Annotated in this window: 19 protein-coding genes and 1 tRNA gene; 10 read left to right on the top strand and 10 right to left on the bottom strand. The window is 60.1% G+C overall.

What is annotated here, in order from left to right; all coding sequences use genetic code 11:
* Positions 1 to 25 precede the first annotated feature (25 nt).
* From AC07OP_RS00890 to AC07OP_RS00865, 6 genes are all read right to left on the bottom strand, one after another.
* Positions 26 to 463, bottom strand: coding sequence for a YqaA family protein (locus tag AC07OP_RS00890; protein ID WP_495101553.1), 438 nt, complete (start codon positions 461 to 463; stop codon positions 26 to 28).
* Positions 464 to 472: 9 nt separating this feature from the next.
* A complete protein-coding gene (locus tag AC07OP_RS00885; protein ID WP_115487423.1) occupies positions 473 to 919 on the bottom strand; it encodes a DUF411 domain-containing protein in 447 nt (148 codons plus the stop codon).
* A gap of 81 nt (positions 920 to 1,000) precedes the next feature.
* Positions 1,001 to 1,459: an SRPBCC family protein gene (locus tag AC07OP_RS00880; protein ID WP_065927329.1), complete on the bottom strand. Its 459-nt coding sequence runs from the start codon at positions 1,457 to 1,459 to the stop codon at positions 1,001 to 1,003.
* A 78-nt stretch (positions 1,460 to 1,537) separates the two neighbouring features.
* On the bottom strand, positions 1,538 to 3,532 hold the full coding sequence (locus AC07OP_RS00875) for a methyl-accepting chemotaxis protein (RefSeq protein ID WP_092484838.1): 1,995 nt from the start codon (positions 3,530 to 3,532) through the stop codon (positions 1,538 to 1,540).
* 156 nt (positions 3,533 to 3,688) lie between these two features.
* Complete coding sequence (locus tag AC07OP_RS00870) at positions 3,689 to 5,221, bottom strand: M91 family zinc metallopeptidase (RefSeq protein ID WP_495101511.1); 1,533 nt, start codon at positions 5,219 to 5,221, stop codon at positions 3,689 to 3,691.
* Between the two features lie 157 nt (positions 5,222 to 5,378).
* Positions 5,379 to 6,374, bottom strand: coding sequence for an aldo/keto reductase (locus AC07OP_RS00865; protein WP_495101510.1), 996 nt, complete (start codon positions 6,372 to 6,374; stop codon positions 5,379 to 5,381).
* Between the two features lie 116 nt (positions 6,375 to 6,490).
* On the opposite strand from AC07OP_RS00865, the gene AC07OP_RS00860 reads away from it, so the two are divergent.
* Positions 6,491 to 7,402, top strand: coding sequence for a LysR family transcriptional regulator (locus AC07OP_RS00860; protein ID WP_495101509.1), 912 nt, complete (start codon positions 6,491 to 6,493; stop codon positions 7,400 to 7,402).
* Here the strand turns inward: AC07OP_RS00860 and AC07OP_RS00855 are convergent.
* Positions 7,399 to 8,304: an AraC family transcriptional regulator gene (locus AC07OP_RS00855; RefSeq protein ID WP_169899559.1), complete on the bottom strand. Its 906-nt coding sequence runs from the start codon at positions 8,302 to 8,304 to the stop codon at positions 7,399 to 7,401. The two genes, AC07OP_RS00860 and AC07OP_RS00855, sit on opposite strands and share 4 nt — an antisense overlap.
* A gap of 101 nt (positions 8,305 to 8,405) precedes the next feature.
* Between AC07OP_RS00855 and AC07OP_RS00850 the strand changes: the two genes are divergently transcribed.
* Genes AC07OP_RS00850 through AC07OP_RS00830 form a run of 5 tightly spaced genes read left to right on the top strand, consistent with a single transcriptional unit; the run spans position 8,406 to position 12,812 of the window.
* A complete protein-coding gene (locus tag AC07OP_RS00850; RefSeq protein WP_065927334.1) occupies positions 8,406 to 8,966 on the top strand; it encodes a carboxymuconolactone decarboxylase family protein in 561 nt (186 codons plus the stop codon).
* 40 nt (positions 8,967 to 9,006) lie between these two features.
* The gene (locus AC07OP_RS00845) at positions 9,007 to 10,068 is read left to right on the top strand and encodes an acyl-CoA dehydrogenase family protein (RefSeq protein ID WP_495101508.1); all 1,062 of its coding nucleotides are present in this window, start codon (positions 9,007 to 9,009) and stop codon (positions 10,066 to 10,068) included.
* On the top strand, positions 10,065 to 10,868 hold the full coding sequence (locus AC07OP_RS00840; RefSeq protein WP_495101507.1) for an ABC transporter ATP-binding protein: 804 nt from the start codon (positions 10,065 to 10,067) through the stop codon (positions 10,866 to 10,868). The genes AC07OP_RS00845 and AC07OP_RS00840 overlap by 4 nt, the downstream gene beginning before the upstream one ends.
* Positions 10,855 to 12,054, top strand: a complete 1,200-nt coding sequence (locus AC07OP_RS00835) for an ABC transporter substrate-binding protein (RefSeq protein ID WP_495101506.1) — start codon at positions 10,855 to 10,857, stop codon at positions 12,052 to 12,054. Before AC07OP_RS00840 ends, AC07OP_RS00835 begins: the two co-directional genes overlap by 14 nt.
* Positions 12,051 to 12,812, top strand: coding sequence for an ABC transporter permease (locus AC07OP_RS00830; protein WP_115487416.1), 762 nt, complete (start codon positions 12,051 to 12,053; stop codon positions 12,810 to 12,812). The genes AC07OP_RS00835 and AC07OP_RS00830 overlap by 4 nt, the downstream gene beginning before the upstream one ends.
* A gap of 56 nt (positions 12,813 to 12,868) precedes the next feature.
* Here the strand turns inward: AC07OP_RS00830 and AC07OP_RS00825 are convergent, their stop codons facing one another.
* Positions 12,869 to 16,402 (bottom strand): TraB/GumN family protein, encoded by a 3,534-nt coding sequence (locus AC07OP_RS00825; RefSeq protein WP_495101505.1) that lies wholly within the window; start codon positions 16,400 to 16,402, stop codon positions 12,869 to 12,871.
* Positions 16,403 to 16,744: 342 nt separating this feature from the next.
* Here AC07OP_RS00825 and AC07OP_RS00820 point away from each other — a divergent pair, with 342 nt between their 5' ends.
* Positions 16,745 to 16,933, top strand: coding sequence for a hypothetical protein (locus tag AC07OP_RS00820; RefSeq protein ID WP_027606724.1), 189 nt, complete (start codon positions 16,745 to 16,747; stop codon positions 16,931 to 16,933).
* Between the two features lie 8 nt (positions 16,934 to 16,941).
* Here the strand turns inward: AC07OP_RS00820 and AC07OP_RS00815 are convergent, their stop codons facing one another.
* On the bottom strand, positions 16,942 to 17,322 hold the full coding sequence (locus AC07OP_RS00815; RefSeq protein WP_495101504.1) for a fe2+ zn2+ uptake regulation protein: 381 nt from the start codon (positions 17,320 to 17,322) through the stop codon (positions 16,942 to 16,944).
* Positions 17,323 to 17,558: 236 nt separating this feature from the next.
* Between AC07OP_RS00815 and pvdQ the strand changes: the two genes are divergently transcribed.
* From pvdQ to AC07OP_RS00800, 3 genes are all read left to right on the top strand, one after another.
* Positions 17,559 to 19,847, top strand: a complete 2,289-nt coding sequence (pvdQ, locus tag AC07OP_RS00810) for a bifunctional acylase PvdQ (RefSeq protein ID WP_495101503.1) — start codon at positions 17,559 to 17,561, stop codon at positions 19,845 to 19,847.
* Between the two features lie 212 nt (positions 19,848 to 20,059).
* A tRNA-Cys gene (locus AC07OP_RS00805) sits at positions 20,060 to 20,133 on the top strand.
* A gap of 166 nt (positions 20,134 to 20,299) precedes the next feature.
* On the top strand, positions 20,300 to 21,352 hold the full coding sequence (locus tag AC07OP_RS00800; RefSeq protein WP_495101502.1) for a putative phage abortive infection protein: 1,053 nt from the start codon (positions 20,300 to 20,302) through the stop codon (positions 21,350 to 21,352).
* Positions 21,353 to 21,447: 95 nt separating this feature from the next.
* Here AC07OP_RS00800 and AC07OP_RS00795 read toward each other — a convergent pair whose 3' ends face one another.
* Positions 21,448 to 21,696, bottom strand: a complete 249-nt coding sequence (locus AC07OP_RS00795; RefSeq protein ID WP_495101501.1) for a DUF6124 family protein — start codon at positions 21,694 to 21,696, stop codon at positions 21,448 to 21,450.
* Positions 21,697 to 22,088: the final 392 nt, after the last annotated feature.

Genomic DNA, 22,088 nt, shown 5'->3' with positions numbered 1-22,088 from the left:
GTGCTCGGATGCTGTTTGCGGGGGATTAACGGGGGATTAACACCCACTGCAAGGTCACGGCGGCGAGCACCGCGTATCGCAGGCCCTTGGCCAGGGTCACCAGCAGCAGGAACCGCCACAACGGCTCACGCATCACCCCGGCCACCAACGTCAGCGGGTCGCCAATGACCGGCAGCCAACTGAGCAGCAGCGTCCAATGCCCCCAGCGCTGGTAATGATGGCGGGCCTTTTCCAGCTGCTTGTCGCTGACCGGAAACCAGCGACGCTGCTTGAAGTGCTCCACCCAGCGCCCCAGCCACCAATTGACCAGCGAGCCGAGGACGTTGCCCAGGGTGGCGATACCCAGCAGCAGCCACAGGTTGTAGTGCCCGCTGATCAACAGGCCGACCAGCACCGCTTCCGATTGCAGGGGCAGTAACGTCGCCGCGCCGAATGCGGCAAGAAACAGCCCCAGGTAACCCATCGGCACCGATCAGTGCGCCGGGTAGTCCGCCACCACCACATCCTGGCCGTCGCGGGTCAGGCCGATGATTTGATAGGCCTCGGCATGGCCGTCCATTTCCATGCCGGGCGAGCCCATGGGCATGCCGGGGGCGGCGATACCCAGCAGGTCGTCGCGCTTGCGCAAGGCCAGTACCTGCTCGGCAGGCACATGGCCTTCGACGAACTTGCCGTCGATCACGGCGGTATGGCACGAGCCCAGGCGCGGGGCCACGCCCAGCCGCTGCTTGACCGCACTCATGTCGGCTTCGACATGGTCATTGACCTTGAAGCCGTTGCTTTCCAGGTGGCTGATCCACTTTTTGCAGCAGCCACAGTTGGCGTCGCGGTGCACATCGATGGGGATCAGGTCGGCGGCCTGGGCCAGGGTGGTGGTGAACAGCACTGAAAGCAGGGCCAATCGCAATGGGATTTTCATGGAGGTCTCGTCCAATACCGGGCAGTAAGCCGGGCATTCTCCCTGCTTTTATCCGTGGAACGTCGGGTTAATGTTTCAAAATTATACGGAGAGCGAGTTTTCCATCCGCTGCTTGAGCCGGTCCAGTGCAATCGCCGACAGCTCGATCATGCGTTCATGGAGGCTGGCCAGCTGCAATTCGGTTTCATAGGTCAGCACGCGCTTGAACAGGGTGCCGTCGCGAAAGGGTTGCAAAAAGTAGTGGATCGAGCCGTCGACGGCCAGTGAGGTGAACACCGTCTTGAACTCGTCGGGACGCCGGGCGATCTGCACGCGGTAGCTCATGGGCACGCGCACTCCGAGCAGGTCGATCATTTCGGTAAAGCGTGCGCCGGCGGGGAGGGGGCCGCTGGTGCCGGTGTCGGCACCGAGGGAAGTGGGGTGCCATTCGTGCCAGCGATCCGGTTGGGTCACATAGTCGTAGACGGCATCGATAGGGGCCTGGATAAAACGTTCCTGACTGATCCGATCCAAGCGGACCGACTGCTCGACAGCGCGCATGGCACACCTCCTGTGTGGCTGTGAACTGTCAGAATAGTCCCACTCCCGCACATTGCACGGGAGTGTTTCAGCCATTTATCAGCGCACCTTGAACCGGCCCATCAACGCAATCACCCGGCCATTGGCGTCCAGCAGGCTTTGTGTATTGGTTTGCGTGGCATGGCCGCTCTGCACCAGCTCTTCGACCATATGTCGGATATGCACCATGCTGCGGTTGATCTCCTCGGTCACCGCGCTTTGCTGCTCGGCAGCGGTGGCGATCTGGGTGCTGAGGTCATTGATATGGCTGACCGAACCGGCCATCTCGTCGAGGCCGGTGTTCACCCGTGCCGTGGCATCCGCCGCCGACTGGCAACTGGCCTGGGTGTTCTCCATGGCCGCTACCGACGAACTGACACCGGTGGTCAGGCGCGCAAGCATTTCATTGATCTGCGAAGTGCTGGCCTGGGTACGCGCCGCCAGGGCGCGGACTTCGTCGGCCACCACCGCAAAACCACGACCCTGCTCGCCGGCCCGCGCGGCTTCAATCGCGGCGTTGAGGGCCAGCAGGTTGGTCTGGCCGGCAATCGCGCCGATCACGCCGAGGGTTTCGGTGATGCGCGCGGCGTCCTGGCGCATGTTCTCGACGGTGTGAGTGGCACTGGCGACTTCGCCGATCAGTGCACTGACGCTGGTGGACGCTTCACCCACCACCACGCGGGAGCGGTCGGCGTGTTCGTTGGCGCGCTGGGTGAACGAAGCGGTTTGCGCCGCGTTCTGCGCCACCGTATCGGCGGTGGAGCTCATCTCGGTGATGGCGGTAACGGTCTGGTCGGTCTCCGAGGCGTGGCGCACCAGGATGCTGTTGGTGTGCGCCGAGGTTTGCTGCAATTGCTCAAGGCCCGATGACATGGCGCCGGTGGCCTGGGTTACTTCGCCGATCATGTCTTGCAGGTAGACGATAAAGCGGTTCACCGAATGGCCGATGGCACCCAGTTCGTCTTCGGCGCGGATGGTGATGCGCCGCGTCAGATCGGCATCGCCGGTGGACAGTGCATCGATGTTGGCCTTCAGGATTTTCATGCGCTGCACCAATTGGCGAATCGCATACACCGCCAGCAGCACCAGCAGCAACACCATGGGGATCTGCAACAGGGCCAGGCTGCCGAGTACGTCATCGCGTTGGGCTGTGATCAGCGAGGTGGGCAGGGCGGTGGCGAGGAACCACGGCGTGCCTTCGATGGGACGCATGTAGAAGGTGCTGGCCACGCCCTGGTTGTCGAACTCGTTGCGCTGCAAGGCCTGGTCGCGATGGGCCAGGGCCTTGCTGACCTGGGCGGCAAAGGCCGAGGTGCCGGTCAATTCACTGATGTTCTTCAACACCACCGGGCTGCTCAGGCGCGTGCTATTGCTGATGATCTTGCCGTCGCCTTCGACGATCAGCATTTGCCCGCCGATGTCCTTTTCCTTGCTCGCAACCAGTTCGTTGAAGAAGCCCAGGGTCACGTCGATGGTGGCCACGCCATACGCCGCGCCGTCACGCTGGATCGCCATGGCGCAGTTGGTACGCGGCTCCTGGCTGGCGTCGTCCTTGTAGGCCGCGGCCCAGGCACATTGGCCACGTGGCGACGCGAGGCCGCCCTTGTACCAGCTCTGGTCGTAATAGTTGGGGGCGGGGTCGCTGTTCCAGAAGGTGTTCACTGCCAGCTTGCCCGAGGCATCGCGGTGCCAGAAGGTGCTGTGCTTGTTGCGCCCCGGCGTGCGCTGGTTGGGCAGCGGCCAGATACCGCCACCGAAAACCTTCAGCTCACCATATTGGTCGACCAGGCCGGGCAGGACCTTGTCGATGGCATCGCTGTCGAGCAGGGGAATGGTCTGGGTGATGGTGCGTTGCTGGGACTGAACCTTGTTGAGTTCGCCCTGGATCTGCTCGGCCACCTCACTGATGCGGTTGAGCACCACCTGTTCCTCGGTATGGCGCAGCGTGGGCGCGACCAGTTGGCCGATGCCGACGACCGTCAACACGAACAACACCAGGACGAACAGCACCAGGAACAGGGTATAGCGGGCTTGAATGGAGCGCAGTGGGGGCATGGGGGTCGTCCTTACGAAGCGTTTATTGTCGGCGCGGCTGTTTTGGAGCTTCGTAGGGCTATCGGCGGGGAGTGGCACGTCTTTAGGTACCATGGTGCAAAGTTTGTTGGGCGGGCACATAGCGAGGCCGGCCGCCGGCTCGCTACGCCCGGCTCATCAGATGCCGTCGCCCTGATCACTGTGCTCGAATTTGTGTGTTTTTCTTAGCGGTTTACCCATCTCCTGGTTCAAGGCGTTCTCCATGAAAGGTCGCGGATTGACCGTGCTCGGCGGCGTAGACGGGTCGTTGTCGAGGTCTGCGGGTGTTGCGTTGCTGGGAATGCCAATGACCTGGCGTTCGTCATTTCGAACCGGCACCCACGCTCCGGATTGCAGCTGCTCCTGGTCTTTACCCTCGAGGAGTGTGCCGTTGGCGCCATTGAACGCATGGCCGTTTTCATGGAACAGGGTGGTGACGGGCGCTACGATGTTGGTGTGGTCAGTACTCTCAAGGACTGCGTAGGGGTCATAGGCGATCGAGGCATTCGTGGCGCGGGCGCCGGGAACGCCGTCCTTGAGGGTGCCGTATTGTGTCTCATCGATGTTTTCCTCTTCCTCGGATGTCTGGTTATCCGGCTCAACGCTGCCAAACTCGTAGCCGGTGTCGCCTAAGGTCACCTGCCTGATCTCGACCGTTGCGCCATTGATTGCTGCCAGCTCATCCATTTTGGCCAGGGCTTGCTGGCCAAGCGGCGAACTGCGTAGAAACTCGAGGTCATCGCTCACTTGCTGGTTGAATCCCAGCGTTCCTTCGGCCACGGTAAACGCTTGCTTGCCGGCGTTGCTGGGTTTGACCTCGGTGAAAGTCGACCCTTTGCTGCGGTCGAATCGGTCATGGGCATTGCCGTAAATCAGATCCTTGCGCCGGTTATTCCAGATACGGTCGCGGCCTTTGCCGGTGTAGAAGGTCGTGCGGTCATGCCCGATAAGATCATCATTGCCGTTGCCGCCATGGGCAACGGTGTGCCCGCTGCCGGCGTACAGTTGATCATTTCCATTACCCCCATCCAGGTAGCTCTGTTTGGTCGAGAGGCCAAATCCGGCATAGAGACGATCCTTGCCGTTATTACCGTACATCACGGCATTGCCGCTTCCGCCGATGATCGTGTCGTCACCGTCGTTGCCGGCTGCGAAGCCCAGGCCGCTGCCCAGTCGCAGCACATCGTTACCATTGCCGCCGTACACTCTGCTCCTGCCGCCTCCGGCCTGGATGTAGTCATGGCCATCGCCGCCTTCAATGTCCACCCGTAGCTTGACGCCATCGTTGATGATCACCGTGTCATTGCCGCCTTTGGTCTCGATCCAAAGGCCCTGTGGCGGGCCTTGTTTGACGTGATTGTCGAAAACATATGACTTGCCGTTGATACACACCTGCAGCCGGTTGCCCGGCCAGTTGCGCACGTGTACGCAATCCGCGTCGTCACCGGTTTCCAGCGTCAGCAGATTCAACTTGATCTTCGGGTTTTCGGGATCGGATGTGTCCCATACGATTAACCGGCCGAACTTGATATCGCCGTCGATATGAAGGGTATGGGAACGTTGATCGTAGATGCCTGGCGTCAGGTCGGCAGGCGGGTCATAGGGCGAAGCCTCAAGCGTGTTGCGAGCCTGGGCAGTGGGAACGGTGGAGGAGGTGGTTGCAGAGAGCATCAGCGAGTCCTTCACGAGTGTTGTCAGATATTCCTGATTGCCTATCAGGCCTTTCCATTACGTGGAGGCACGCGCCGAAACGTTCCCGATGCGGGAGCCGGTCGTGGTGCAGGATATTTCCTGGGCGCAGCCTCGACAGCTGCGCCCAGGTTGAGCGTTATTGGTGCACCAGCCCCATGGACGCCTCGGGGTAGCGTGGCCCCGCTGCAGCGCCCGACGGGAATACAGATGCCAGTGCCGCCAGCTCGGCCGGGCTGAGTGTGATGTCCAGGGCGGCGACGTTTTCTTCCAGATACTTGCGCTGCTTGGTGCCCGGAATGGGGATCAGGTAATCACCCTGTGCCAGTACCCAGGCCAATGCCAGTTGCCCGGCGGTCACGCCTTTTTCGGCGGCGAGGGCCTGGACCCGCTCTACCAGTCGCAGGTTGTGTGCAAAGTTCTCGCCCTGGAAGCGCGGGCTGGAGCGGCGGTAATCGTCTTTGGCGAAGTCATCCGGGCTTTTCAGGGCACCGGTGAGAAAGCCACGCCCCAGCGGGCTGTAAGGTACAAACGCGACACCCAGGCGTGCGCAGGCTGCCAGGCAGCCGTTGTCTTCCTGGTCACGGCTCCACAGGGAGTATTCACTTTGCAGGGCGCTGATCGGATGCACCTTGTGCGCACGCTCCAAGGTGGCGGCGCTGACTTCGCTCAGCCCCAGGTAACGCACCTTGCCTTGGGCGACCAGCTCGGCCATGGCGCCGACGCTTTCTTCGACGGCCACCTCGGGGTCGATACGGTGTTGGTAATAGAGGTCGAGGGTCTCCACGCCGAGGCGCTTCAAGGTACCGTCGATGGCCTGTCGAATATACTCGGGCCGGCCATTCACGCCGCGCACTTCTGGGTTCGACGGGTCACGCACAAAGCCGAACTTACTGGCCAGGAACACCTGGTTGCGCTTGCCGGCAATGGCTTTGCCAATCAATTCTTCATTGGTATGGGGGCCGTACATGTCGGCGGTGTCGAGCAAGGTGACGCCCAATTCCACGGCACGGTGCAGGGTGGCGATGGCCTCCCGGGTGTCGCTGCCCGAGGTGTAGAAGTCACTCATGCCCATGCAGCCGAGGCCGATGGCACTGACGTGGGGACCGTTCTTACCGAGTTGACGAGTGTGCATGGGTGCAGCTCCTGATGAGGTAGGACGCCATTGTTACCCTCGACAAAACCGGGATAAACCGGCTAAAAGCACTATCACTATTGGTAATTTCTAAATAATCCTTTTGGAGTCGGCCCTTGGATCGTTTTAACGCCATGCGGGTGTTTACCCGGATTGTCGAGTTGGGCGGATTCGCCAAGGCCGCCGACAGCCTGCAACTGCCGCGCGCGTCGGTGACCATCCTGATCAAGCAACTGGAGGCGCACCTGGGCGTGCAGTTGCTGCAGCGCACCACGCGCCAGGTCAGCCCGACCCTGGACGGCGCGGCGTATTACCAGCGCTGTGTACAGTTGCTCACCGACTTGGAGGAAACCGAAGCGGTGTTCTCCACCCGCCGCCAGAACCCACGCGGCACCCTGAGCGTGGATATGCCCTCGGGGATCGGGCGCCTGATTGTGATTCCCGCGTTGCCGGCGTTCACCGCGCGCTATCCGCAGATCGAATTGGACATAGGCTTGAACGACCGTCCGGTGGACCTGATCCGCGAAGGTGTGGATTGCGTGCTGCGCGGCGGTCCGGCGCTGGATGAGTCGCTGGTGGCCAGGCCTTTGGCAATGATGGACCAGTTGACCCTGGCGAGCCCTGGGTATCTGGAACGCATGGGCATACCGGCGGGCCTCGACGACCTGGCCAATCACCAGATGGTCGAGTATGTCTCCACGGCCAGCGGCAAGCGGTTCGGTCTGGAGTTCCTGATCGACAACGCCGTGCACTCGATCCAGTTGCCCAAGCGCGTGGCGGTCAACAGCTCCGATGGTTATTTCGCTGCGTGCGAAGCCGGCTATGGCCTGATTCAGGCGCCGCACTATCATGCGATGCGGCAACTGGCCGAGGGCCGCCTGGTGCCTGTGCTGGCGCAGTTGCCCGTGCCGACAATGGCGCTGACGGCGCTGTATCCGCCCCATCGCCAGTTGTCACAGCGGGTGAGGGTGTTCGTGGACTGGCTGGTTGAGCTGTGCCGACAGCCGGGCACCGGTTTGCACCGCTAGGCCTGGGCCTTGCGGTAAGCGCCGGGTTGCTGCCCGGTCACTTTGTGGAAGGCGCGGGTAAACGCCGCCACGGACTGATAACCCACCGCCACTGCGACATCCGCGACGGTCTGGTCCTGCTTGAACAATTGGCAGGCGTGGCGCATGCGCATCATCAGCAGCACCTGGCCGGGCGACTGCCCGCACAATTCAGTGAAGCGCTTGAAAAACGCCGAGCGCGACAAGCCGGTGCAGGCCGCCATGCTTTCCAGGGTCCAGGCATCTGCCGGGCGGGCGATCAAGTGTTCCAGCAGGTTCGCGAACGCCGGCTGGCGCCCCAGTGCGGCGAGGCCACCGAGTGCGTGGTTATCCAGCACTTGCTGGCGCAGTACATACAGAAACAACAGGTGGCACAGGCGCTCGAGCAAGGCCGCGGAAGGCGCCGGGTCGCGCTGGCACTCTTGCAGGATCAGCTCGAACAGATTGCGGGCGGCCGTCAGCGAGGGGTCGCCGGCTCGCAGGACGATCCACGCGGGCAGGGTGTCGACGATCATCGCCGACAAGCCCGACTGGAAGTGAAAGAACCCGCACACCAGCCCCACGCCGTCGCTGGCGCCGCTGTCCAGGGGCAGCATCGGGCGTCGCGGACATTCCTGCGCGCCGGCCGCCGTGGCTGCTCCGGACAATCGATACTCAAGGTCACGGAGCAGGAATACCGCGTCGCCGTTGTTCAACTCGACGGGCGCGGGTTCGCCAGCGATATGCAGCCAGCACTCGCCCTGCACGATCAGGTGGAAACTCGCACGCGCCAGGCCGTGGGTGCTGGCATGCCAATCGCCGCAATAGCGCCCGACATGGAACAGGCTGGTGTTGAGTTCGAGGCTGTCTAATAACCAATCGACAAGGGCACTGGAAGAATTCATCTAATGGAAAGACTCAAGAGCAAGTAATCGCTACTTTAGCCTATTGAGAGGATTTCTTATAACCAACAGACTGGATACACGACCCCTCAGGAGACCGCTCCATGTCCCGTGTACCGCTGCTCACTCCGCAAACCGCGCCACCCGCCGCCAAGCCGTTGCTGGAAAATGCGCTGAAAGCCTCGGGCTTCATCCCCAATCTGCTGGCCGTTTTGGCCAATGCCCCGGCGGCGCTGGAAACCTACATCACCGTCTCGGGCCTGAACGCCAAGGCCGAGCTGAGCCTGGCCGATCGCGAAGTGGTGCAGTTGATTGCCGCCACTACCCACGGCTGCGATTTCTGCGTCGCCGGCCACACCGCCGTGGCGCGCAACAAGGCCAAGCTGCCGGAAGAGGTGATCGACGCCCTGCGCCAGCGCGGCGAATTGCCCAATGCCCGTTATGAGACACTCGCTGCCTTTACCCGGGAAGTCATTGCCACCCGTGGCGATGTCAGCGATGCCGGTTTCGAGGCGTTCCGCGCCGCCGGTTACACCGAAGGCCAGGCCCTGGAAGTTATTTTGGGGGTGAGCCTGGCAACCCTGTGCAACTTCGCTAACGTGTTTGCCCGTACCCCGCTGAACCCGGAGCTGGCGCAATACCGTTGGGAAAAACCGGCCAGCTGAAGGGCGGGTGGCCCTGCTGCTTTGACAAGGAGAAACATGAATGCTTGACCCGATCTTGAGCCGTTGGCTCGATGTTCAAGCGCAGGCCCTGGATGTGGGCAGTTGCGATCCCCAGGAAGTGCTGCCACGGCTGGCAGAGGCCAACATACTGCGTATCGGTGTGCCAAAAGCCTTCGGCGGCCTGGGCGGCGATGTGGCCGGCGCCGTCGAGGCCATTGCCAATGTCGCCAGCCATTCGTTGGCGGCGGCGTTTGTGTGCTGGGGCCAGCGCTCGTTTATCGAGTATTTGCTGCAGAGCCCGAATGAGCGGCTGCGCGAGCAATTGCTGCCGGACCTGCTCAGCGGCAGGCTGGCGGGGGCCACCGGTTTGTCGAATGCAATGAAGTTCCTGTCGGGCATCGAGACGCTGCAGATCAGCGCCGAGCCGAACGATCACGGCTGGACCCTCAACGGTCGCCTGCACTGGGTGACCAACCTGCGCAAGAACGGCTTTGTCGCAGCGGCGGCGATTGAGCATGCCGGTGGCGGTGCGCCGTTTATCCTGGCTATTCCGGATTCGGTGGCGGGCTTGCAACGTTCCGGCGACCTGGAGCTGCTCGGCCTGCAATCGAGCAACACCGCCGCCCTGGGCCTCGAAGGCGTCGAGCTGAGTCGCGACTGGTTGCTGCACGAGGACGCACGCAAGTTCCTGCCGGCCGTGCGCCCGGCGTTCCTCGGTTTGCAGTGCGGTATGTCGATCGGCCTGGCCCGTCGCTCGCTGGCGGAAGTCGCCAACCATTTGGGCGCTGCACGTACAGTGTTGCGCGAAGAGCTAGAAGGGCTGCGCGGGACCTTAGATCACCTGGTGACCGAGCTGCAGAATGGCCTGCTCGCCGGGCGCTTCGCCGCCGAGCCGGTGGCGTTGTTCAAGTTGCGCATCGGCCTGGCCGAAACCGCCGCCAGCGCCGTGCAGCTGGAACTGCAGGCCAGCGGCGGCAAGGCCTACCTCACCGCCCATGGCAGTGGGTTTGCGCGGCGCTGGCGGGAGTCGGCGTTTGTGCCGATCGTCACGCCCAGCCTGGTGCAATTGCGCACCGAGTTGCAACGCCAGGCTAACCTGTGAGCCCGGTGGTATTGAGTGCCCTGGGCATTGGCCTGGGGTACGCCGGCGGCCCGGTGTTGCAAGGCTTCGACCTGCAATTGCAGCGCGGTGAAGTGGTGTCGATCCTGGGGCCCAGCGGGGTCGGCAAGTCCAGCCTGTTGCGGGTGCTCGCCGGTTTGCAGGCGCCCCAGGATGGCAAGGTCCAGGTATTGGGCGAGCCGTTGAGCGGCCCCCATCCACGTGTCGCCGTGGCATTCCAGGACCCCAGCCTGTTGCCGTGGTTGAGCCTGGAAAAGAACGTCGCGTTCGGCCTGGATTTCGCCCGCCAGCCGCACCTGGGTGCTGATGAGCGCCGCCGGCGCGTCGACCACGCCATCGCGGCGGTTGGCCTGGAGCACGCCCGCCAGCAATTTCCGGCGCAGCTGTCCGGCGGCATGGCCCAGCGTACTGCGTTGGCCCGTTGCCTGGCACGCCAGCCCCAAGTGCTGTTGCTGGATGAGCCCTTCGGTGCGCTGGATGAAGTGACCCGTGCCGATATGCAGCACCTGTTGCTCAAGGTCAACCGTGAGCAGGGTTCGGCGGCGGTGTTGATCACCCATGACATCGACGAAGCGCTGCTGTTGTCCGACCGCATCCTGCTGCTGGGCAACCGCCCGGCGCGGACGCTGGGCGAATGGCGTATCGACCTGCCGCAACCGCGCGAAGAACAGGTGGAAGCCATCGGTGCGCTGCGCATCGAGATTCTTAAAACCCTACGGCAGGCGAGCCGCCCTCAACCCCAACCCCTTGACCTGCCGGAGCCCAGCCATGTGCCTGGATGACCTGACCCACTCGCGCCGTGACTTTCTCAAACTTTCCGCGGTACTCAGTGCCGCCGGCGCCTTGCCGCTGCTGAGCAGCCTGCAGGCCCGCGCCGCCAGCGAGCCGGATGCGCCGGTGCGCATCGGCTACCTGCCGATCACCGACGCAACGCCCTTGCTGGTGGCGCATAACAACGGCCTGTTCGAAGCCGAAGGCATCAAGGCCGAGCGCCCGGTGTTGCTGCGCAGTTGGGCGCAGGTGATCGAGGCGTTTATCTCCGGGCAGGTCAACGTGATCCATCTGCTGTCGCCGATGACCGTGTGGGCGCGCTATGGCAGCCAGGTGCCGGCCAAGGTGGTGGCGTGGAACCATGTGGGCGGTTCGGGGCTCACCGTGGCACCGGGCATTACCGAGGTGAAGCAGTTGGGCGGCAAGTCGGTGGCGATCCCGTTCTGGTATTCGATCCATAACGTGGTGGTGCAGCAACTGTTCCGTGACAACGGCCTGACCCCGGTGGCGCGTGCCGCCGGCAGTGCGATCGGCGCCAATGAAGTCAACCTGATCGTGCTGCCCCCTTCAGACATGCCGCCGGCCCTGGCCAGCCAGCGCATCGACGGTTATATCGTCGCCGAGCCGTTCAACGCCCTGGCGGAGAACCTCAAGGTCGGGCGTGTGCAGCGGTTTACCGGCGACGTGTGGCGCAATCACGCGTGCTGCGTGGTGTTCATGCACGAACACGACCTGAACAATCGCCCGGAGTGGTCGCAGAAAGTCGTGAATGCGATCGTCAAGGCCCAGGTGTGGACCCGTGATAACCGCGCAGAGGCGGTGAAGCTGCTGTCCAAGGACGGCCCGAACCGCTACACGCCACATGCCGAGCCGGTGTTGAGCAAAGTCCTGGCGCCAGCCGCTGCCGACCGCGCGGCCTACCTGGCCGATGGCGCGATCCGGCATGCCAACTGGGACGAGCACCGCATCGACTTCCAGCCCTATCCATTCCCCAGCTACACCGAAGAATTGGTGCGACGCTTGAAGGACACGCTGATCGAGGGGGACAAGAAATTTCTCGCCGATCTGGACCCAGCCTTTGTCGCCAAGGATCTGGTGGATGACCGCTTCGTGCGCAACGCCATCCAAGCGGTGGGCGGCATGGGCACCTTCGGCTTGCCCGTGGGCTTTGAGCGGACCGAGGAGATTGGCGTTTGAACAACCGCAGAGTCCCGGGCTGGTTGCTCGGGTTGAGTGGCCTGGCCGGCCTGTTGTTGCTGTGGTGGCTGGGGGTGAAGGTGTGGGGCGATGGCAGCGGCCTGGCGGCGCGCTTTTCGCTGGAGGCCACCTTCAGCAGCCTGTGGGAATTGCTGGGGCGCGGTGAGCTGTATCTGCATATCGTCGTGAGCCTCAAGCGCATTTTCGTCGGGCTGTTCCTGGCCTTGCTGGTGGGGGTGCCGCTGGGGCTGCTGGTGGGCAGTTCGCGCAACCTGGAAGCGGCGACCACGCCGGCCTTCCAGTTTCTGCGGATGATCTCACCGCTGTCCTGGATGCCCATCGTGGTGATGCTGATGGGGGTAGGGGACCAGCCGATCTACTTCCTGCTGGCGTTTGCCGCGGTGTGGCCGATCATGCTCAACACCGCCGCCGGCGTGCGCCAGCTCGACCCGCGCTGGCTGCAGTTGAGCAGCAGCCTGAGCGCCACGCGCTGGGAAACCTTGCGCCGGGTGATCATCCCCGGCGTGGTGGGCCACGTGCTGACCGGCGTACGGCTGGCCATCGGGATCCTGTGGATCGTGCTGGTGCCGTGCGAAATGCTTGGGGTCAGCGCGGGGCTTGGCTATTACATCCTGGATACCCGTGATCGCCTGGCCTATTCGGAACTGATGGCGATGGTGTTGCTGATCGGGCTGCTGGGGTTTGCCCTGGATGCGCTTGCACGCGGGGTGCATCAGCGGTGGGTGCATGGGGAGTAAACAGCAAAAGGTAAGCCCCAGGGTAAATCGCCTTGGAGCTTACCTTTCTCCAGTGACTAGACTTTTATGTCGATTTGCATATCTCCAACCGTGTCATCGGTTTTGGACAGCGCTGCCGAGGTATCTCTTTGTTTGTCAGCCTTCCTGGCCACACTCTCGGCAATATCCGCTTTTTGATAGACCCCTATGCCGATTCCCCCGGTTAACTCGGCAATGCCAGGAACACCTTCGGCCGTGTTCATATGTGCTCTGCCCACCCAAACGACCGACTTGCCGCCAAGTTCATTTTTCATGACTTGCTTGGCGCCGTAGTAGTTGACTTCCTCAAGGCGCTGTTTGGATAGCGCTATATATTCCGGTGAAGTTTTGTCGAGGGTACTCAACCCGGAGAAATAACCTGGAGAGTCTGAGTGGCGCGTCAGGTAGCGATGTTCGAGCGGCATTATCTCTATGCCAAATTCTTCCGCTGCTTTTTTGAGTTCATCATAAAGTGTGGCGCCGCCCTTCCTTTTTGAAATGGTATGCGCCAGCGTTGTATCTGCGATCAAACCGTATGCATCGAGTGTGGCACCTTCCAGGAAGATGGTGTTGACGCCTCCTTCGTGGAAGGTTTTCATGGCGTCGCGCATTGCGATCAGGCTTGCAACTTCACTATGGCTTTCCCCAAACACCAGTACATTGGTTTTTTTCAACGCTTCAGCGATAAGTTCGTTGGGTGTCATCTTTTCGGTGATATCAGGAAGCGCCGGACGTGGAGGAATGTTGCCCGCCGCTACGTCTCGAAAATAGCCATTTTTTTCAAGTGTGAATTTTTCCCGGGTGAATTGGATTCTATTGGGTGTGAAGTGGTCTTCGATCAAGGCGCCATTGGTCTGGAGGCTGGTTGCATATTCATCCATGGGTAACGGAACCCTGGGCTGGATCACCCTATGAGCGGGGCGATGAGTCCTGTCGAGTGGATCGTAACGAAGTCCATCACGCGGCCGGGGTGACGGCGGCATTAACTCATTCAATGGGGAAAACTCGTCCAGCGGTGTGCCGTAAGGCTTCATCTTGACCGGATCGTAGGCATACCGTTGTCCATTGGACAGGATCGTGTCTGCCTCGTAGGCCTGGTCCGCGACCTTGAACGTGCCGCGTGTGATGGGGCCATGCTCGCGGCTGACGGCCTGGATCAACGTGCCGCTGGCGGCCTTGACCTTGTCCACGCCCTTGCCGATCACCTTGACGCTACCCTCGATGAAACTGCCCACTCCACTGACAGGATTGAGTTCACCGATGAGGGTGGTGCCAAGGATTCTGGCGACCTTGAGGGCCTTGGTCGCCGCGCTGGCCGCTTTGGCGCCGACTTTGGCCACTTTCGCTGCCGCACCCACTCCGGCGGTGACGAAACCGAAAATATCCATGCCCAGGTCGACTGCGCCATCCAGGTAGTTGCCATTCACAAAGTTCTGGATCGCCGATTTCAATGGAATCAGGTCCAGAAAAAACTCGGCGAGTTTCGATTGGGTTTCCATTTGCCGGTCGAAGGTGGTTGCGCCCTGGGCCTGCTTGACCACATCTTCGTTATCGATGTCCAAGTGTTGGACAAACGCGTCGGCGATGGCTTGCGTTCGGGGGCTGGAGAAACTGTTGGGAACGGGCAGTGGGTTTTGGGCTGGCGTGTTTTGTTCAAACGCTGTTTTAGCCATGCCTGTGGGTGTGAACGCCTCTATGGGGTAGATCCGGTTGGCGTTGCGCCCGCGCTCTTGGGTCAAGACGGTGTCGGGAACGCGGTTGACAGTGCCTTGCTTTAAATCCATTTCATAAACCGTTTGGCCAGTCATCCCCGTGGACTTGATCAATAACGTTTGGTTTTTTTCCGCCAGGGTTCGGCCGGTAAAGCCCGTATCCAGGGTGTAGGTATGGTTCTGATAGAACTCAAGTTTTCCATATTCCAGATTCTCTCGGTCTTCCACCGGAAGCTGGGTGATCATTTGCTTGATGGCCGTGGCGATACCCTTTTTGCGATCGTCCATGGCCTGGCTGAGTTCAGCGTCGAATACTTCCTTCACATCAAATTTGAGCGACTTGCCTCGAGTGGCGTCGACGATTCGATCGTCCGTCGTTTCCCACTGATACTGGTGCAGCCCGCTCATCGCGATATCCAGCAGCGAGTGTCGGCCAGCAGGCGCCCGATTGGGGTCATAGAGCGGTTGGGCGTAGGCCTGTGTGGTGTTCCTGACGGTCAGGAGTTTTTCTTCAAAAGGCACGTTCTCGCCAAACCGCTCCTTTAGCTTGGCCAGGGCAATTTCCTTGCGGCTGGGGATCGTGGCTTCGATCTGGTCGCTGGCCTCTACCCGCGCATCCGCCTGCAGGTTGAAGGCGCTTCTGACCTTTTCGATGTCGCTGGTGTTGTACCGAGCGGCCTCATCTTCAGAGAGCACGCCGTTGACGACGCCCCAGGTCCGCAACGCGGCGGCCTGTGCCTGCTGGGTCACGGCCAAGTCTTCCTGGCCGGTATCTTTGGCCTTCAGCATGACTTGGGCAAAGGTCATGCTGGGTACTTTGCCCGGTGTCTGCGCTTCTATCGTCGCTGCCGCGATGGAGAGGTTGACCCAGGCCGGGCTGCCATAGGTCAAGTTGGCGGGGAGGTCTTTGATCAGCAACTCGGGCGCCTTCCTGGCCAGTAACAGGTAAGCGCCGACCTTGGCCATTTCGGGCGTGGTGCGGTGGGTGCGACTCAAATGCGCGCTGAGGTGGCCGAACACCGCTGAAGCGGGTTTGCCCCAGTGGCTTTGCTGGGCCAGATCGAAGCCCGCCACCATTTTGGCGTGAGGTGGGGGCATGGATGGCGGGTCCAGGAACAGATTCATGGCGGCCAAGGTGTAGTCGTTCACGCTGGAGTCCGTGGCAATACCGTCCAACTCGCTCTGCAAGGCTTGGCCCAACGCCTGCGCGCGCGGCGTGGCAAGGAGCATTTCCAGCGCCATGGCCGGGTCCTGTGCGGCCTCGCTGGACAGTGGCTGGTTGCTGTTCAGGTACTCCAGCACACTCTGGCTTGCATCCATTCGTGGAAGATTTGGGTGTTGGGTCACAAAGCGCCTGGCGGCGTCCACCAGTGAACCTTGCCCATCGTCACTCAGGGGGATCGGCCAGGACAGTGCGCCGCCAAAGTTGCCCAGAGGGTGTTCCTGGGCTTTGCCGAGCACCGATTCCGACAGGACGGTCAGGGCAAAGTGGCTGGAGGGTATGCGCAGACCGGACGACCTGATGTAAGCGTCAAGCGTGACGGTTGTACGGGCTTCGGATGAGGAGGACTCAGGATGAATATCGATGGGCGTAGTTTTCAGCGCGTCCACGATGGCCTGGGGCGTTGCGTTCCTGCCCAGACGCGTGGCGATTTCGTTGAGTGCTTGCCCCAGGGTTCGCAGGTTCTGCTTATATCCCAGCGCCAGCGTCAATTCCGGATGGGCAGCCCGCTTGTGGCGATGTATCTGCACAGGCGTAGCAGGTTGGGGGCCGGACGATGACTGACTTTGGCTGTCTGCTGGGGAGGCAGGCAGAAAATGCGGAGGCTGTTGAATGGATACGGAGGAGATACTTTGCATCGGTGGGTACCTTTTTTGACGTATCAACAAAGGCGCCTGTCATAGGAGGTTCCCTGTTCCCCAGGCGCCCTTTTGGGTGCGGAAAACATCCGCTGGGGTTCCTCCTCGAAGGCATGCAGTGTGTAAGGCTGCATGTAGATGCTTGCGTGAAAGGTTACGATGCCCTCGTCCATTCAAAGGTGAAGCCCGCCGCCTCGGGGTGAGGGGGACACCGGACGAGCGAAAGCTTTTCATCACCTGTAACATAAGATCCCGTCGAGCCTGTGCATCCCGTCGCCGGGTATGTGCCTGGTGTGTTCGGCGATACACAGTGATTACATTCTTCCGGTTCAGGAACCCGTCATGACCCAAAAGCAACGCTTGAAATACTCGATCCTGATCGCCCTGGCGGTATTGGCGACGATGTTTGGCCTGTCCTACCTGCAGAACATCGGGTTTATCAGTGAGAAGACGTTCCAGACCATCGCCATCGCCGTCGCGGTCGTCGTGGTGGTGATCAACGGCATCATGCGCCGCAAGGTCAAGCTTTAAGGTCAGCCTCAGCTTCGAGCGTCGAGTACCTTGGCAGCCTCTTCATGGAGGCTGTAGCTTTTATCCGCGTTGAGGGTGATCACGCCTTCGCTGCACAGGCGCTTGAGCACTTCGCGCACACTCAGGAACGACAGCGGGATCCCCAGCTCCAGCAAATGGCTGTGCACGCCACGTACCCCCAGGGTGCGCTGGTTGTCGGCGGCGGTGAGCAGGGCGTCTATGACCTTCAGCCGGATCAGGCTGGTGCGCAGGCCGAAACACTTGAGCAGGTGGCGAATACGCTGGTTGCCTTGCTGTTCGGGGGTTTTGCCGAACGCTTGGGCGCCGTTGCCAAATTGGCTGTCGGCTGCGGATGAATGTCCGTCCGTGGGCACTTGCGGGTTGTACATGCAAAAACTCCTTATCAGAGCCTGATCAGGAAAATGATGGCGCTCTTAGTCAATAAGACGAACGAGCGTGCGAAATCATGAAGGGCGTGATGTAGAAAATTTGTCGGTATCGGTTTTGTCACATCTGCAACGCCTCGAATAAACCTGCTCCAGGGTTAAATTTTTCCCGGTTTTTTGCGTCCTTACGGTGGGGTGGTTACCCCTGTGAGGGTGTTCAATTTGACTGCGGAGTCTGTGTGATTATTTCCAACGGGTTGGCCAAGGTGTGCGTGACGGGGCTGTTGCTGGGGGTGAGCCTGGCTGCAACGGCACGGGAGTCGACAACGCAGGCGTCGGCGGATATCCGCCGCACCAGTTTCGGCGTGCCGCATATTCGCGCCAATGACGAGCGTGGCCTGGGCTTCGGTATCGGTTACGCCTATGCCCAGGACAACCTGTGCCTGCTGGCCAATGAAGTGGTTACCGTTAACGGCGAGCGGGCCCGGTACTTCGGCCCCGAGCAGTCGACCCTCGAAGAGCGCAACAACCTGGCCAGCGACGTGTTTTTCACCTGGCTGAATACTCCGGGCGCGGTGGCTGCTTTCTGGAAGGCGCAAAGCCCGCAGATCCAACAGCGCATGCAAGGCTACGTGGCCGGCTACAACCGTTACCTGAAAGAGCAGGGCGCACCCGCCCAGTGCCAGGCGGCCTGGGTGCGGCCGCTGGTGGTTGAAGACCTGGTGAAATTGACCCGCAGGTTGTTGGTGGAGGGCGGTGTTGGCCAGTTCGCCGAAGCCCTGGTCGGCGCCGCGCCGCCCCAGGTAACCGCGAGTGTGCAACCCAGCGCCAAGGCATTCGAATTGGCCGCCGCCAATCAACAGCGCTTCAGCCTGGATCGCGGCAGCAATGCCGTGGCGGTGGGGCGCGAACGCTCGTTCAATGGCCGTGGCATGTTGCTGGCCAACCCGCATTTCCCGTGGGTGGGCGGCATGCGCTTTTATGAAATGCACCTGACCATCCCCGGCCAGTTGGATGTGATGGGCGCCGCGCTGCCCGGCCTGCCGGTGATCAATATCGGCTTCAACCAGCATGTGGCGTGGACGCACACGGTGGATACGTCCAAGCACTTCACCCTGTATCGCCTGACGTTGGATCCCAAGGACTCCACGCGCTATATGCTGGATGGAAAATCCATCCCCCTGGAGAAAACCTCGGTGACGGTCCAGGCCCGGCAAGCGGACGGCAGCGTGAAGCCGGTAACCCACTCGGTCTACAGCTCGCAGTTCGGCCCCGTGGTGCAATGGCCCGGCAAGCTGGATTGGGACACTCACCACGCCTTCAGCCTGCGCGATGCCAACCTGGGCAACGACCGCGTCCTGCAACAGTGGTACGCCATGAACCGTGCCACGAGCCTCAAGGACCTGCAAACCTCGGTGCACACCCTGCAAGGCATCCCGTGGGTCAATACCCTGGCCGCCGATGACCAGGGCCAGAGCCTGTACATGAACCTGTCGGTGGTGCCCAACGTCAGCGCGGCCAAACTGGCGCAATGCAGCGACCCGCGTGCCGGCCTGCAGATGATCATGCTCGACGGCGCCCGCAGTGCCTGTGCCTGGGACGTCGACCCGCGCGCCGCCCAGGCCGGCATCTTCCCCGCCGACCAGTTGCCGCAGCTGGAGCGTAGCGACTACGTGCAGCACTCTAACGATTCGGCGTGGCTAGCCAACCCCAAGGCGCCGTTGACCGGCTTCTCCCCGGTGATCAGCCAGGACCACATCGGCCTCGGCCCGCGCGCACGCTTCGCCCTGCAACGCCTGCAATCCCTGGAGACGCAACCGATCAGCGTCGCCGACCTGCAAAATATGGTCATGGATAACGAGGTGTACCTGGCCGGGCAGGTCATGCCCGACCTGCTGGAGTTCTGCGCCAAACACCTCGGCACCGACGCGACTGCGCTGAAGTCGCTGTGCACCAGCCTCAACGACTGGGACCGACGCGCCAACCTCGACAGCGGCCTGGGCCTGGTGCACTTCATCAATTTGGTTGAAGACCTGCAGCAACTCCCCGATGCCTGGCGCGTCGCGTTCGACCCCGCCCAACCCCTCACCACCCCACGGGGCCTGGCCATCGAGCGTGCCCCCGTGGCCAAGGCCCTGCGCGAAGCCATGCTGGCCTCCAGCGCAGCCGTGGCCAAACTCGGCCTCAGCGCCGACAGCAAATGGGGCGATATCCAGGTCAGCGGCCAAACCCCGATCCACGGCGGCCCGCAGGAACTGGGGATCTACAACGCCATGCAAACCGTGCCCCGGGCCGACGGCAAGCGCGAAGTGGTCAGCGGCAGCAGCTACCTGCAGATCGTCACCTTCGACGACCAGGGGCCACACGCCCAAGGCGTGCTCGCGTTTTCCCTGTCCAGCAACCCGGCATCCCCCTACGCCAAGGACCAGACCCAAGCCTTCGCGCAGAAAAAACTCCGCCCACTGCCGTTCACCGACGCCCAGATCAAGGCCGATCCGCAGTACCAGCAGCAGCTCATCAAGGAGTAGGGCAGACGCGCAACCCCTTGATGCCAATACGAAATATTTTTGAAATCAAGGGGTTGCAGGCAAAAGCAAATGAGTACATAATGGCGCCCATCGAACGCAACGAAGCATTAAAAACTTCAATGTATTCAATGAGTTAGAGTAGAGGCAGGGCTCTATGGCCCACTCAATTTTTTATGCGGTGAATGCCAGCGACAAGGGCATTGATCGTTTGAGGCCGAGTAGCAAAATGGTTATGCAGCGGATTGCAAATCCGCCTACGCCGGTTCGATTCCGACCTCGGCCTCCACTCTTGAAAACCCCGTAGATTAACGTCTACGGGGTTTTTTATTGGGCGCGGGAAAGCTAATGCACTATTTGCGAAGTCCAGATTACTTCGATGGATGTGCATTCTTGCTGCATTCGCTGGTTTAAAATATATAGTCGATATTACTGTGCTTAACTAGGGATTTGAAATGAGCAAGTTTATGATGGAGTTGAAGCATAACTATTATTTTAGTAGGCGTGCGGCGCTATTGTTCTTATTTGAAAGGTTTATCTCTTGGGTGGACCGTGTTTTTACGTTTTTGGTTCCTGTTGTTATTGGTGTTGTTGCGGTAGTCTCTATTGTATCTGTCGCAGGGGCAGTTTATGTTCACTTTGTTGAAGGTGTCGATATTCCGTTGGTTGATTTAAAGAATACGGATACCGCCGCATATTGGGGGCAAATCGGTGACTTTGTAGGTGGTATATTAAACCCGCTTTTAAGTTTTACTGCACTCATGGCTGTGCTTTACAGTTTGCGCGCGCAAAATAAAGAGTTGGCTCTTGCACGGGCGGATGCTAAAGAAAATCAGCGCATCCAGGCTCAGCAAAGTTTGATATTTGAAAGGCAGAATTTTGAGTCCGTCTTTTTTCGGTTGCTTGATATACATTCACGGCTCGCCAGCGAAATGGAGATAGAAATAAACTCGACTGACTCACTGGGTAGAAAGCCACTCAATAAAATTACTGGCCTAAAAGCGTTTTCAAAAATTGAGTTTGATTATTTTCCGCGCGGGGAAGCTAGTGTGAATGTTGAAGTTTATAAAGAAAGGTTATTGCTCAGCAGTAGGGCGATGTCATCGCAACTTCATAATTCCCTTGCGCACTACTTTAGAAATTTGTATCAACTTCTGAAGCAGGTCGATGGATTTGGCCTGGATCCCTTGAGAGCTTCTAGACCTAACGCTAGGGCGAACATACGTGCGCTTATAAGCAATTATAGTGCCCAGAGAAATTATGCGAATATGCTAAGAGCTCAGCTAGGCTCCTCAGAGTTAAGCGTTATTTTTCTGAATTGTTTAACTGAAAAAGGCGAGGGGCTAAAATATTTTGTGGAGCGTTTTTCACTGCTAAAACATATGGATGCTCGAGTTTTTAGTGAGCATGACTCTGTACGTACAGATTTATTTGATGAAATGGCTTTTGCTGACTCCGAGGAGATTGATTCAAATAAGTTAAGAGGGCATTTGCGTTCGAGGAAGTGATTTTTAAATCGTAAATGGCATAAGTGGGGCGAATCACGCTCTCCGGCTTAAGGAGTGATGATCAGCCCCATCTTTTCCCATATTAAGCTCAATAATCAGGAATTTACTGGGCTTGACTTCTCAAGCGCAACATCCACTAGAAGTTTCGAATTTTCAATCAGCTGCGCCAATCCAAATATTTGAAGACGCTGCGTTCCACTAGAAGCAAATGCCTGTTCATTCGCCATAGCAGCCACTGACGCCAGTATTTCACTCGCATTCACTAATGCTTCTTCGGAACTCAACCCAGGTCTAACCTTAAAAACGCTGGTGAGAAGGTCGTCGTCATTTGGATTGGTTTTCATAGGACCCGCTCCAATGCGTTAGACATTGAGTGAGCATTCACCGCTGGGTGCCATTGCTCAGGTCTGATTTTGACTTGATCGACTGGATAGCTTTTATCTGTAGAAAACATCCTCTAGACCCTCGGAAAGTTAAGAGGCCACCACCGCCGTTGCGACACGGGTGGGTGGTGGACCATGCGAGGGTCGCAAACCGGTGTCCGAGGGTACCGGCCGGGCAAAAGCCCGCCTCACACGGTCCACCATAGATGCGGTAAACAGGCACAAAAAAAGCGCCTGCTACAGAGCTATGACGCTACCGCGCCTCAGACTACTTCAGGTTGCGACACCCGGCCACAGGATTTACTGCGGCGGCGAATCCTAGCCAAGTTACTTCCTATGGCTCAACCTCGTTA

It is taken from the genome of Pseudomonas sp. GW821-FHT09D08, assembly GCF_059416305.1.
Note: the sequence above shows the minus strand (reverse complement) of the source record. Positions and strands in the feature narration are given on the sequence as shown.

Excerpts from the sequence above, each read along its gene's own strand:
- AC07OP_RS00885 (WP_115487423.1), bottom strand. The coding sequence starts at position 919 with ATGAAAATCCCATTGCGATTGGCCCTGCTTTCAGTGCTGTTCACCACC.
- AC07OP_RS00865 (WP_495101510.1), bottom strand. The coding sequence starts at position 6,374 with ATGCACACTCGTCAACTCGGTAAGAACGGTCCCCACGTCAGTGCCATC.
- AC07OP_RS00855 (WP_169899559.1), bottom strand. The coding sequence starts at position 8,304 with ATGAATTCTTCCAGTGCCCTTGTCGATTGGTTATTAGACAGCCTCGAA.
- AC07OP_RS00825 (WP_495101505.1), bottom strand. The coding sequence starts at position 16,402 with ATGCAAAGTATCTCCTCCGTATCCATTCAACAGCCTCCGCATTTTCTG.
- AC07OP_RS00835 (WP_495101506.1), top strand. The coding sequence starts at position 10,855 with ATGTGCCTGGATGACCTGACCCACTCGCGCCGTGACTTTCTCAAACTT.
- AC07OP_RS00850 (WP_065927334.1), top strand. The coding sequence starts at position 8,406 with ATGTCCCGTGTACCGCTGCTCACTCCGCAAACCGCGCCACCCGCCGCC.
- AC07OP_RS00815 (WP_495101504.1), bottom strand. The coding sequence starts at position 17,322 with ATGTACAACCCGCAAGTGCCCACGGACGGACATTCATCCGCAGCCGAC.
- AC07OP_RS00875 (WP_092484838.1), bottom strand. The coding sequence starts at position 3,532 with ATGCCCCCACTGCGCTCCATTCAAGCCCGCTATACCCTGTTCCTGGTG.
- AC07OP_RS00870 (WP_495101511.1), bottom strand. The coding sequence starts at position 5,221 with ATGCTCTCTGCAACCACCTCCTCCACCGTTCCCACTGCCCAGGCTCGC.
- AC07OP_RS00795 (WP_495101501.1), bottom strand. The coding sequence starts at position 21,696 with ATGAAAACCAATCCAAATGACGACGACCTTCTCACCAGCGTTTTTAAG.
- AC07OP_RS00890 (WP_495101553.1), bottom strand. The coding sequence starts at position 463 with ATGGGTTACCTGGGGCTGTTTCTTGCCGCATTCGGCGCGGCGACGTTA.
- AC07OP_RS00800 (WP_495101502.1), top strand. The coding sequence starts at position 20,300 with ATGAGCAAGTTTATGATGGAGTTGAAGCATAACTATTATTTTAGTAGG.
- AC07OP_RS00820 (WP_027606724.1), top strand. The coding sequence starts at position 16,745 with ATGACCCAAAAGCAACGCTTGAAATACTCGATCCTGATCGCCCTGGCG.
- AC07OP_RS00880 (WP_065927329.1), bottom strand. The coding sequence starts at position 1,459 with ATGCGCGCTGTCGAGCAGTCGGTCCGCTTGGATCGGATCAGTCAGGAA.
- AC07OP_RS00845 (WP_495101508.1), top strand. The coding sequence starts at position 9,007 with ATGCTTGACCCGATCTTGAGCCGTTGGCTCGATGTTCAAGCGCAGGCC.